Origin of the sequence: Streptomyces sp. CBMA156, assembly GCF_014596515.1 — a bacterium.
Lineage (GTDB): Bacteria > Actinomycetota > Actinomycetes > Streptomycetales > Streptomycetaceae > Kitasatospora.
Genome location: NZ_MSJQ01000437.1, coordinates 1 through 11,696 on the forward strand (window position 1 = coordinate 1; position 11,696 = coordinate 11,696).

Genomic DNA, 11,696 nt, shown 5'->3' on the forward strand with positions numbered 1-11,696 from the left:
GAGGAGGTCGCCGACCTCGCGGCGATGAGCGTCGAGCACTACACCCGGCTGGAGCGCGGGCACGCGTCCCGGGTCTCCGACACCGTCCTCGACGCGGTCTGCGACGCCCTGCGGCTCAGCCCGGGGGGGCGGCGCCACCCGCCCGGCCGCCCCCGCCCGGCCGGCCCCGGGGCGGGACCGGGAACGGAGGGCGCGGCGGGGACTCAGGACGCGGAGGGCGCGGGCGTCCACCGGCTGCCCCGGCATCTGCTGCTCGGCTTCCTCTCCACCGCGGGCAATCCGAAGGTCGGCCTGTTCCTGACGGTGTTCCTCCCGCAGTTCCTGCCGGCCGGCAGCCCGTCGGCCGGGGCGCTGCCGCTGCTGGCGACGGTCTACCTGTCGATCGGCGCGCTGTGGCTCCTGCTGCTCACCGAGGTGGGCGTGCGGGTCGTCACGGCGCGCGGCGCGAACGGCCGGGCCGCGTTCCCGCCGCTCGCGGAGCGGATCGGCGGCGCCGTGGTGGGGCTGGTCCTGCTGGTCCTCGCCGTCGGCCTGCTCCTTCGGTGACCTGCCGGCGGGGCCCCGGACGGCCGGCGCGACGGCCTGCGCGAGGGCCGGCGGTGAGGACAGCGACGGACTTGCGAGGGGCGGGTGACGATGAACGGCCAGAACGGCGGCACGGACCGGCGGGCGGCACCGGACCACGGGGCCCGCGGCCGGACGCCCCGGCCGGACCGGCGGGCGGACCGGCGGGTGGACGGGCCCGGGTGGCACTCCCTCGGGGCGGACCTGGCAGGCGAGTTGGTGCTGCCCGGGGACGCCGGGTACGAGGCGGGGCGGCTGCCGCGCAACCTGCTGTACGCCGACCGGGCCCGCCCCGGGGCGATCGCGTACTGCGCCGGGCCCGACGACGTCGCCCGGTGCGTGCGGTTCGCCAGGCGCCACCGCCTGCGGCTCGCGGTGCGCGGCGGCGGCCACTGCTACGGGGCCTGGTCCAGCCGGGTGCCGCTGGTGGTCGACGTGTCCCGGCTGACCGGCGTCCGGATGGAGGGCACCGGCCACGCCGAGATCGGCGCGGGCACCGCGCTGATCACCGTCTACGAGGAACTGGCCCGGCACGGCGTGACGGTACCCGCAGGAAGCTGCCCGACCGTCGCCCTGGCCGGGCTGGCCCTCGGCGGCGGCCACGGGGTGGTCAGCCGGGCGTACGGGCTGACCTGCGACAGCCTGGTCGGCGCCGAGGTGGTGCTCCCCGACGGCCGGACTGTGCGCTGCGACGAGCGGACCGAACCCGACCTGCTGTGGGCCCTGCGCGGCGCGGGCAACGGCAACTTCGGCGTGGTCACCTCGCTGCGGATGCGCACCCACCCGGCCGCCGACCTGACCGGGTTCCGGGCCTCCTGGCCGTACCGGGAGGCTGGCACCGCCCTGGAGCACTGGCAGGAGCGGGCGTTCGGCGCCCCCGACCGCCTCTGGTCGCACTTCCTGCTGGAGACCCGCCCGGGCGGCCCGGTCGCCGAGGTCGCCGGGTTCCTGCTCGGCGGCGGCGGGGAGGAGGAGGCGCACCGGTGGCTGGACGGACTGACCGCCGCCGCCGGGCCCGCCCGCGAACGGCAGGTCGCCCGCCGGTCGTACCTGGACACCGTACGGTCGAACGCCGGCGGCCCGGCCGTCATCGAGCGCCCGGACGAACAGCGCGTCGCCTTCACCGCGGCCTCGCACTTCTTCGACCGCGCGCTCGACCCGCGGACCGTCCGGGACGCCCTCGCGGTGCTGGGGCGCGCGCCCGACGGCGTGTGCGCCTCGATCTCCTTCAACGTCCTCGGCGGCGCCGTCAACCGGGTGCCCGCCGACGCCACCGCCTTCGTCCACCGCGACGCGCGCTTCCTCGCCCAGTGCTACGCCTGGTGGACCGGCGACGGCCCCGCCGACGCCGCCGTCCGCTGGGTCGGCGAGGCCCGCGAGGCGTTGCGCCCGCACGCCTCCGGCCACGCCTACCAGAACTACCGCGACCCGCGGCTGGCCGACTGGCGCCGGGCGTACTACGGCGCCAACCTGCCCCGGCTGGAGCGGCTGCGGGCGCACTACGACCCTGACCGGCTGCTGGACTTCCCGCAGGCCCTGTGAACGGGCGGCACCGGCTCCCCCGGGAGCCCGCGGGAGCCCTCGGCGGTCCTCGGGGAGCCGGGAGGGGGATAGGCGGGCGGAGGTCGGGCGGGTCGGGGTCAGGCGGGCAGCGGGCGGCAGCTGAGGCAGGCCCGGTAGCCGGCCGCCCTGGCCGCCGCGGCCGAGTCGAACGGCACCCGGTGCCGCTCGGTGATGCGGCGGGCGTCGGCGCAGGTCGGGTAGCAGAAGATCCGGGTGGTGGCGCTGCCCAGGAAGTGGGTGCCGTCCGAGGAGAACCGGTCCAGGCGTTCCCCGTCGATGCCCTCGTGGGCGCGCAGCCGCTCGACCAGGCCGGCGGGCAGCCCGCAGTCGAGGGGCCCGCCGTCCTCGTCGCCGATCCGGTGCACCGGGATCAGCACGGGAACGGGGTTGGCGCGCACCGCCGCCAGCAGGTCCGCCGCGTCCGCGTCCGGGATCCCCGCCTCGCGGCCCAGCCAGCGTGGGGGCCGCAGCTGGCCGCGGGGGATGGCCCGCACCGCTTCCAGGATGCTGCGCTGCGCCTGCGGCAGGGGGCCGTAGTCGTAGCGCAGCATCCGGTCGCGGCCGGTGCGCAGCGCCCCCACGACGCCGGGCAGCGGCTTTCCGGTGGGCAGTGCGGTACGGCCGGTGCGGCGCAGGTGTGCCTCCTCGAAGGCGGCCGCGTCGGGGTACCAGTCGACGGGTGCGGCGCCGACGACGGCGCCGCGTCCGTGGGCGACGAACAGTGCGGTGACCGGGCCGCCGACCAGGGCGTACCGGTCGTACTCGCGCTCGGCGACGCCGGCCCGTTGCAGGATCCGGATCGCCAGGTCGGCCGGCATCGGTACGCGCAGGGCGTCGAGGCCTGGCACGGTGTCGCCGCCGGGCTCGGCGTCGGCGCCGGACGGCGGGATGTCCGTGGTCCGCGCGGTGGACGCCTTGGGCGTGGCCGTGCCGTTGACCGTGCGCCGGGCCGCGCCGTCCTGGGCCGGTCCCTCCGGTGCCGGGTCCGGGTGTCCGCTCATCCTCTCACCTCCTCTACCGCCAGCCTGGGCTGTCCGCGCAGGGCTGCCAGCCCCCGTGACACCTGGGCCTTGACGGTGCCCACCGGGCATTCCACCAGCTCCGCGATCTCCGCGTAGCTCAGCTCCCCGACGTGCCGCAGGACCACCGGCAGCCGGTGGTGTTCGGGCAGTTCGGCGAGCGCGGCCACCAATCTCCCCCGTTCGTCCGCGTGCTCCGCCCGCTGTTCGGGGCCGGGTTTGCCGTCCACGAGCGGCAGTTCCATGATGTCCACCCCTTCCGCGGCGGCCGGGCGCCGGGTCAGTGTGCGGACGTGGTTGCGCCACACGTTCGTGCCGATCGCCAGCAGCCAGGCCCTCGGCTGCAGGGCCCGCCGCCGCTCCGGCGGGTAGTCGCGCAGCGCCGTGTAGGCCCGCAGGAAGGTGTCCTGCACCAGGTCTTCCACGTCGCGCGACGCCCCGTTGAGGCGAAGCAGCACCGAGTACACGGCGCCGCCGTGGGTGCGCACGAGCTCGGCGAACCCACGGTCGAGGTCTGCCGCGAGCAGCTCGGGGAGCGGAGGAGGCATCTCGTCCATCGTCTCTGAGAACACCACCGCCGGCGGAACGGTTGCACCGGTGCCGGACGCCCGCTCGGCGGGGGCCGGGCGACACGGGTGGGTGTGAACCGTTGGGGTGGCTTTTCCCGCGTTTTCCCGGGGGCGGGCTCAAGGGGGGCCGTCCGGTGGTCCGAGAAAGACGGACATGGACAGCGACGAACGGGCCGGACGCCCCGGCGAGCCGGCGGGACACGTGACGGACGGCGGCGAGGACGCGGGTGCGGGGCACGGCCGCGGCCGGCGGGTGACGGTGTTCCTGGGGACGGTCCTGCACTTCTCGGACGATCCGTGGCTGCCGGACGACGAGGGCCAGGACGATCCGCGGGCGTACCACCTGTTCGATCCGGGGGCGCTGGTGGTGCGGGACGGCCTGGTGGTCTGGGCCGGTCACCAGAGCGCGTGCCCAAGGGAGTTCGTCGACCACGGGCGGGTGGTCGACCACCGCGGCCACCTGATCGTGCCGGGCTTCGTCGACCCGCACATCCACTCCGGGCAGGTGGACTCCGTCGCCAGCCCGGGCGGACAGCTCCTGCCGTGGCTGCGGGACTACATGTACCCGTCCGAGATGCGCTTCGCCGACCCGGAGTACGCCAGGGACGCCACCTCGTTCTTCTTCGACCGGCTGCTGGAGTGCGGCACCACCACCGCGTGCGTCTACACCACCATCCACCCGCACGCCACCGAGGCGTTCTTCGCCGAGGCGCACCTGCGGAAGCTGCGGATGGTCTCCGGCAAGCTGCTGATGGACGACGACAACGGCGGCACGGTGCCCGAGGAGTACCTGGACCGGTCCGTCGAACAGGCCGAGGAGGAGAGCCGCGAGCTCATCGGCCGGTGGCACCACACCGGGCGGCTGCGCTACGCCGTCTCCCCGCGGTTCGCCCTGACCTCCACCCTGGAGGCGCTCCGGATGGCCGGGCGCCTCTACCAGGAGTCCCAGGACACCGACCGGCCGCTGTGGGTGCAGTCCCACCTCGCCGAGAACCGCGACGAGGTGGACGCGGTGCTGGCGAAGTTCTGTGACACCCTGCACCCGCGCTCCTACCTCGACGTCTACGACCAGTGCGGCCTGGTGGGGCCCCGCAGCATGTGGGGCCACTCCGTGTGGATCGACGGCGAGGACCGCAAGCTGCTCGCCGCCACCGGCGCCGGCGCCGCGTTCAACCCCACCTCGAACCTCTTCCTCGGCAGCGGCCTGTTCGACCTGGACGACGCCGCCCTCGCCGGGGTCCGGGTGGCGCTGGGCACCGACGTGGGCGGGGGCACCAGCTACTCGATGCTCCAGACCATGAACGAGGCCTACAAGGTCGTCGCCCTGGCCAACACCTACCCCGACCGCGTCGAGGAGAAGAACCGCAGGACCCTCACCGCCCTGCGCGCCTTCTACCTGGCCACCCTCGGCGGCGCCCGCGCGCTCCACCTCGACCGGCACATCGGCAGTTTCCGGCACGGCCGCGAGGCCGACTTCGTGGTCCTCGACTGGGCCGCCACCCCGCTCCTCAGGCGCCGCACCGAGATGGCCCGCGACTTCCACGAACGCCTCTTCGCCCTGGCCACCCTCGGCGACGACCGCGCCGTCCGGCAGACCTACGTCCTCGGCGAGCCCGTGCTGCGGCACCGGCGTACGTGTCACGAGGCGTCATGAACCGCGCCGGGACGGGGAGTTCCCGTGCGGTGGAGCGGGACATCACCCTGCGGGTCGACGGGGTCGCGCGCCGGCTGACCGTCGACACGCGCACGACGCTGCTGGACGCCCTGCGCGAACGGCTCGGGGTGACGAGCCCCAAGAAGGGGTGCGATCACGGGCAGTGCGGCTCGTGCACGGTGCTGTCCGGCGGCCGGCGCGTGCTGGGCTGCCTCACGCTCGCGGTCACCCAGGACGGCGCCGAGGTCGTCACCGCGGAGGGGCTCGCCGCCGGCGGCCTGCACCCGGTGCAGGAGGCGTTCGTCGACTGCGACGCGCTCCAGTGCGGCTACTGCACCCCGGGGCAGGTGGTCTCCGCGGTCGGGGCGCTCGACGAGTTCGCGAAGGGCTGGCCGAGCGCCGTCACCGGGGGCCGGGGAGCGCCGCGGCTGGACCGCGCCGAGGTGGCCGAGCGGATGAGCGGCAATCTGTGCCGCTGCGCGGCCTACGTCAACATCGTGACCGCCGTGCTGCGGGCGGCCGGGCGCTCCCCGGCCGATCCGGGGGCTGGCGATCCGGGGGTGGCCGGGTGAAACCGTTCGACTACCGCTCCCCCGCCGACGCCGAGGCCGCCGTGCGCAGCGTCGCCGGGGAGCCGGGCGCGGTGTTCCTGGCCGGCGGGACGAACCTGGTGGACCTCCTCAAACTGGGCGTCGTCGAACCCGCCCTGGTCGTGGACGTCACCGGTGTCCTGCCAGCCGCGGTCGAGGAGCTCGGCGACGGCGCCCTCAGGATCGGCGCGGGTGTCGGCAACAGCGAACTCGCCGCGCACCCGCGGGTGCGCGAGTGGTTCCCGGTGCTGTCGCAGGCCCTGCTGTCGGGTGCGTCGGGGCAGTTGCGCAACATGGCCACCGTCGGCGGCAATCCGCTGCAGCGCACCCGCTGCGTCTACTTCCAGGACGTCACGACGCCGTGCAACAAGCGGGAGCCGGGCTCGGGCTGTTCCGCGATCGGAGGGTGGACCCGCAACCACGCGGTCCTCGGCGGGTCCGAGCACTGCGTCGCGGTCCACCCGTCCGACATGGCCGTGGCGCTGGCCGCGCTCGGGGCGCGGGTGCGGGTGCTCGGCCCGGACGGCGAGCGCACGGTCCCGTTCGTCGGCCTGCACCGGCTGCCCGGCGACGCTCCCGAGCGCGACACGGTGCTCGGCCACGGTGAGCTGATCACCGCGATCGACCTGCCGGCGCGGCCGGTCGCCCGCCGCTCGGCCTACCGCAAGGTGCGCGACCGCGCGTCGTACGCGTTCGCCCTGGTCAGCGTGGCCGCGGCGGTCGACGTCCGGGACGGGGTGATCGTGGACGCGCGCATCGCGTTCGGCGGCGTCGCGCCCGTGCCGTGGCGCGCGTACCGGGCCGAGGAGGCGCTGCGCGGCTCCCCGGCGTCGGAGGAGAGCTACCTGGCCGCCGCGGACGCGGAACTCGCCGCTGCCCGGCCTGCCGCAGGACTGGACGGCGGCAACGCGTTCAAGATCCCCCTGCTGCGCCGCACCCTCGCCGCCACCCTGCGCGGCCTGGCCGAGGAGGACGCCCGATGACGTTCCCGGACGAGCCGGCCGCCGTCGGCCGCGACCTGCCCCGCCGGGACGGCGCCGTCAAGGTCCTGGGCACCGCCACCTACGCGTACGAGACCGCGCTGGACGGCCCCGCCTACCTGCACGCCGTCCAGTCCACGATCGCCCGGGGCCGCGTCACGGAGCTGGACACCGCCGCCGCCGAGGCGCTCGACGGTGTGGTCGCGGTGCTCACCCCCGGCACCGCGGAGCGGCTGGCCTCCGCCGGGGACAGGGAGCTGGCGGTCCTCCAGGACGCGGAGGTCGCCTTCCGGGGCCAGGTCCTCGCGGTGGTCGTCGCCGACAGCTCCGAGGTGGCGCGGCACGCGGCGGCCCTCGTCCGGGTCGGCTACGCGCAGGTGGCGCACGACGTCGGGCTGCGGGCCGACCGCGCGGACCTGTACGCGCCGGCGACGGTGAACCCGGGCCTTCCCACCGACACCGCCCGGGGCGACGTCGACGCCGCGATGGCGGCCGCGGAGGTGACCGTCGAGGAGACGTACACCACCGCGATGTACCACAACAACCCGATGGAGCCGCACGCCACCACCGCCCTGTGGGACCCGGCGGGGGACGGCTTCCTCACCCTGTGGGACTCCACCCAGGGCGTGCACGCGACCCGTGCCGTGCTGGCGTCGCTGTTCGGCCTCGACGAGGCACGGGTGCGGGTCGTCAGCCCGTACGTCGGGGGCGGGTTCGGCTCCAAGGGGCAGCCGCGGGTCAACGTGGTGCTGGCCGCGCTGGCCGCGCGTGCGCTCCCCGGCCGGCCGGTGCGGCTGGCCCTGACCCGCCGGCAGATGTTCTCCCTCACGGGCTACCGCACCCCGACCATCCAGCGGTGCCGGCTGGCCGCCGGGCGGGACGGCACGCTCACCGCCATCGCGGTCGACGTCGTCGAACAGACGTCGCGCATCAAGGAGTTCGCCGAGCAGACCGGTGTCCCGGCCCGGATGATGTACGCCTCGCCGAACCGGCGGACCACGCACCGGCTCGCCGCCCTCGACGTCCCCGTGCCGTCCTGGATGCGCGCGCCCGGCGAGTGCCCGGGCATGTTCGGCCCCGAGGTGGCCATGGACGAGCTGGCCGAGCGGCTGGGCATCGACCCGGTCGAGCTGCGGATCCGCAACGAGCCGGACGTCGACCCCGAGTCGGGCAAGCCCTTCTCCAGCCGCGACCTCGTCGGCTGCCTGCGCGAGGGCGCGGCGCGGTTCGGCTGGTCGGAGCGCGATCCGCGGCCCGGTGTGCGCCGGCGCGGTGACTGGCTGGTCGGCACGGGCGTCGCGGCCTCCACCTTCCCGGCCTTCCGCATGCCGAGGTCGACGGCGACGGTCCGGCGGGAGGGCGGGCGCTACGTCGCCGAGACCGGTGCTGCCGACCTCGGCACCGGTACCTGGACGACGCTGGCGCAGATCGCCGCGGACGCGCTCGGCGTGCCGGTGGAGCGCGTGGAGGTGCGGATCGGCGACACCGACTACCCGCCGGCGTCGGTGGCCGGGGGTTCCTCGGGCATGGCGACGTGGGGCTCGGCGGTGGTCGAGGCCGCGCGTGCCCTGCGCGACAGGTACGGGAGCGAGCCGCCGGACGGGGCCGAGGCGTCCGGCTCCGTCGGGCCAGCCGACGACCGCTACGCGATGCACGCCTTCGGGGCGCAGTTCGCCGAGGCGCACGTCCACGCGGACACCGGCGAGGTGCGGGTGCCGCGCCTGCTGGGCGTGTTCGCCGCGGGCCGGATCATCAACCCCCGCACGGCGCGCTCGCAGTTCGTCGGCGGGATGACGATGGGGCTGTCCATGGCGCTGCACGAGAGCGGCGTGCTCGACCCCCGCACCGGCCACGTCGTCAACCACGACCTCGCCGACTACCACATCACGGCCAACGCGGACGTCGGCGCGGTCGAGGCGTACTGGCTCCCCGAGCACGACCCCCACGTCAACGCCATGGGGTCCAAGGGCATCGGGGAGATCGGCATCGTCGGCACGGCCGCCGCGGTGTCGAACGCGGTGTGGCACGCCTGCGGGGTACGCGTCCGGGACCTGCCGATCACGCTGGACAAGGTCCTGGGCGCGCTGGAGGAACGGCCCGGGCGATGACCGCGAAGGGCACCGGGGGCGCCCGGCTCAGCGCAGCACGGACTCCAGGAAGTCGCTGCCGAGGCGGGCCACGACCGAGAGGTCGAGCTGGTGGAGGACGTAGCGGCCCCGGCGCTGGGTGAGCAGCAGCCCGGCCTTCTTGAGGACGGCGAGGTGGCGGGAGACCTCGGGGGCGGTGATGCCGTAGGCGTCGGCCAGCTCGCTCGTCGAGAACGTGCCGCGGGCGAGGTTGCGGCACAGCCGCATCCGCATCGGGTGGGTCAGCGCCTCCAGGCGCAGCGTGACCGTCTCGACGGGCTCGGTGCCGCCGACCTCGTGGGTGGCGACCGGGTACTGGATGACGGGCTGCCAGCCCGACGCGTAGATGGCGAAGAGGTGCGGCCAGCCGAAGACGCTGGGCAGCAGGGTGAGGGCTTCGCTGCGGGTCTCGGTGCGGCCGTGCACCAGCTTGTCGACGACGATGCGGCTGCCGTGCGCGTCCTCCTCCAGGCTCAGTGCCGGTGATGCCGCCGTGAGTGCCTGGGCCAGGCCCTTGCGGCGCAGCAGTTCGGTCTTGTTCCTGGCGTCGGCGGCGAGCTGGACCCGGACCCGGCGCCAGGTGTCGGCGAAGAACGCCTGGTCGCAGTCCTCCAGGAGGCGTCGTATCCACCCGCGCGTGGTGGTGGGGTCGGCGAGCGTCCGTTCGACGAACGCCGCCTGGCGCGGGCCGCGGGCGGCGGCCAGGTCGAGCGCGCGGCGCCTGGACCGCGCGTCGACCAGCGGTGAGGGCAGGCCCTTGGGGTAGTGGCTGGTGCTGCAGGAGATCTCCAGGGCCGCGCCGACGAACTTCTCGTCGTCCAGGCGGTCGAGGTCGTCCAGTTCCTCGGCGAGGGTCTCCCTGGGCTGGGCGGGCATCAGGAGGTCGGAGCGTGTCGAGCGCCACATGAAGTCGGCCTCGATCAGCCGGTCGGCCAGCTCCGGTTCGAGCGCGGCGGAGGTCGCCGTCGTCCACGCGTGCAGCCGGGCGTGGTGAGCGGGCTCGGCCAGCGCGTGCAGCGCGTTGCCGAGTTCGGCCAGCGGCGAGGGGCTGAAGGCGATCCGCTCGTGCGGCAGTCCGGTGATGTCGATGGTCACGCTCACCCCCCTATGGTGCCGGACCGCGCGGGGGCGCTGCCGCATCGTTTGACCAGGGCCGTCAATCGACGGGACGTGCGGGACGGCCCGGGGGCAGGGTGATCACGTGAACGCACTGCACCAGCACCTCTTCGACAGCTACCGCGCCGCCCAGCGCGACGAGCCCGCCCCGCCCCTGCCCGGCACCCACGACGTCGCGGTGCTGCGGGCGGCCCGCGACCACCGCCGCTTCGAGGCCGTCCTGGCCGGCCGCCCGGCCACCGGCCGCCTCCGTCTGGCCCTGCGCCGCTGGCTGCGCCCCTGCGTGTGAGCCGGTGCGTGTGAGCCGGGCGCACCCGCGGGGTCCGTCGCGACGGGTGCCGCCCCCGGTGCCGGGTGGGGGCACCGGGGGCGGCGGGTGGGTGCGGGTCGTTCGGGCCGGTCACCCGTGGCGGGGCGTCACCAGACGCGGTTGACCGCGTCGCGCGCCTGGCCGAGGTACTGCTGGTAGGTGCCCAGGTGCCAGGCCGCCCAGGAGGCCCAGCCGCGGCCGGTGCCGTCGTTGTCGATCGCGTAGGCCTTGCGGGCCGACCAGCCCATGTCCTGCCAGTTCTCGGCGGTGACGACCCCGGCGTCGTGGCCGTGGACCTCGGGGTACCAGTGCTCGTTGATCTGCCAGGCGCCGAGGTCCTTGGTGCCCGGGTCGGGGTCGGTGGGCAGGTTGGTGTGGACGGCCAGGCGGTTGCAGCCCGACTCGGCCATGGCTATCGCCACGGCGTGGATCGCGTCGTCGTTGCGGCCCTCGCCGGACTTGTCCTTCGCGAAGCCCGCCCACTTGGCCTCGCGGGCGCAGGCGTCGATGCCGCTCTGGTCTCCGGCGGCGGTGGCGGTGAAGGAGGTCGAGGTGAGGCTGAGCGCCAGGACGGCGACCGAACCGGCCAGCAGGGCACGGGTCTTGCGCAGCACGGGAGTTCTCCCTTCGGCGACGGCCCGGGGGTCGGGCCGTGTACGGGGAAGGACGCTATGCGGCGCCGGTAGACGGACGATCAACGCGACGGCCGGCCCGTCGATGCGGGGAGGCCGGCGTCCCGCGCCGGAGGTTCGTGCCCGGCGCGGGCCGGTGCCCCGGGGTGCCCCCTCCCCCTCTGACCGGACGTCACATGCTCCCGGACGAGGGGTCGCCGCCCTCGTACGGGGGAACCGCCTCAGCCGGCGGCAGCGACGGCGGCGCGCAGGCCCGGGGCCGGGCTGGACAGGACGGGGACGGCGGCCGTGGCCCGGCTCGCGGCGGCGGCCATGGAGGCCTGGGCCAGGACGATGACGTCCGCGTCGTCGACGGCCTCGACGGCGGTGGCGATCGCGGCCAGGTAGCCCGCCCGGTCACCGTCCTCGAAGCGCTTCCAGGCGCCGTCGGCCACGACCGCTGTCAGCGCGACCGGCCGGCCGGACCGCGCGGCCTCGTCCTCGATCAGGGCCACCGTCGGGCGCACGGTGGCGGCCAGTGCGGCGATCACCGCGATGCGCGTGGCCGTCCGGCCGGCCCCGGGTGCCACGGCG

General features: G+C 75.5%; 10 protein-coding genes and 2 pseudogenes. 7 read left to right on the forward strand and 5 right to left on the reverse strand.

Annotated elements, in window-relative coordinates; translation table 11 throughout:
* Positions 1–546, forward strand: a pseudogene (locus BU198_RS39375) (helix-turn-helix domain-containing protein); the annotation flags it as partial.
* 90 nt (positions 547–636) lie between these two features.
* A complete protein-coding gene (locus BU198_RS43600) occupies positions 637–2,106 on the forward strand; it encodes an FAD-binding oxidoreductase (RefSeq protein WP_188301530.1) in 1,470 nt (489 codons plus the stop codon).
* Between the two features lie 98 nt (positions 2,107–2,204).
* Here the strand turns inward: BU198_RS43600 and BU198_RS39385 are convergent, their stop codons facing one another.
* On the reverse strand, positions 2,205–3,128 hold the full coding sequence (locus tag BU198_RS39385) for an Ada metal-binding domain-containing protein (protein WP_223245551.1): 924 nt from the start codon (positions 3,126–3,128) through the stop codon (positions 2,205–2,207).
* Positions 3,125–3,694 (reverse strand): RNA polymerase sigma factor, encoded by a 570-nt coding sequence (locus BU198_RS39390; protein ID WP_317620508.1) that lies wholly within the window; start codon positions 3,692–3,694, stop codon positions 3,125–3,127. The genes BU198_RS39385 and BU198_RS39390 overlap by 4 nt, the downstream gene beginning before the upstream one ends.
* A 175-nt stretch (positions 3,695–3,869) precedes the next feature.
* Here BU198_RS39390 and guaD point away from each other — a divergent pair, with 175 nt between their 5' ends.
* From guaD to BU198_RS39410, 4 genes are read left to right on the forward strand one after another with little or no spacing between them, the layout of a single operon-like run.
* Positions 3,870–5,369: a guanine deaminase gene (guaD, locus tag BU198_RS39395; protein ID WP_188301532.1), complete on the forward strand. Its 1,500-nt coding sequence runs from the start codon at positions 3,870–3,872 to the stop codon at positions 5,367–5,369.
* Positions 5,370–5,398: 29 nt separating this feature from the next.
* Positions 5,399–5,941 (forward strand): (2Fe-2S)-binding protein, encoded by a 543-nt coding sequence (locus BU198_RS39400; protein ID WP_188301533.1) that lies wholly within the window; start codon positions 5,399–5,401, stop codon positions 5,939–5,941.
* Entirely contained in the window at positions 5,938–6,942 is a 1,005-nt protein-coding gene (locus BU198_RS39405) for an FAD binding domain-containing protein (RefSeq protein WP_188301534.1), read from the forward strand. Before BU198_RS39400 ends, BU198_RS39405 begins: the two co-directional genes overlap by 4 nt.
* A complete protein-coding gene (locus BU198_RS39410) occupies positions 6,939–9,047 on the forward strand; it encodes a xanthine dehydrogenase family protein molybdopterin-binding subunit (protein ID WP_188301535.1) in 2,109 nt (702 codons plus the stop codon). The genes BU198_RS39405 and BU198_RS39410 overlap by 4 nt, the downstream gene beginning before the upstream one ends.
* A gap of 27 nt (positions 9,048–9,074) precedes the next feature.
* Here the strand turns inward: BU198_RS39410 and BU198_RS39415 are convergent, their stop codons facing one another.
* The gene (locus tag BU198_RS39415; protein WP_317620509.1) at positions 9,075–10,166 is read right to left on the reverse strand and encodes a DUF5937 family protein; all 1,092 of its coding nucleotides are present in this window, start codon (positions 10,164–10,166) and stop codon (positions 9,075–9,077) included.
* Between the two features lie 100 nt (positions 10,167–10,266).
* Here BU198_RS39415 and BU198_RS39420 point away from each other — a divergent pair, with 100 nt between their 5' ends.
* Positions 10,267–10,470: a hypothetical protein gene (locus BU198_RS39420; RefSeq protein WP_188301537.1), complete on the forward strand. Its 204-nt coding sequence runs from the start codon at positions 10,267–10,269 to the stop codon at positions 10,468–10,470.
* 128 nt (positions 10,471–10,598) lie between these two features.
* Here the strand turns inward: BU198_RS39420 and BU198_RS39425 are convergent, their stop codons facing one another.
* Positions 10,599–11,105 (reverse strand): hypothetical protein, encoded by a 507-nt coding sequence (locus tag BU198_RS39425; protein WP_188301538.1) that lies wholly within the window; start codon positions 11,103–11,105, stop codon positions 10,599–10,601.
* Between the two features lie 239 nt (positions 11,106–11,344).
* A pseudogene (locus tag BU198_RS39430) lies at positions 11,345–11,696 on the reverse strand (arylsulfatase); the annotation flags it as partial.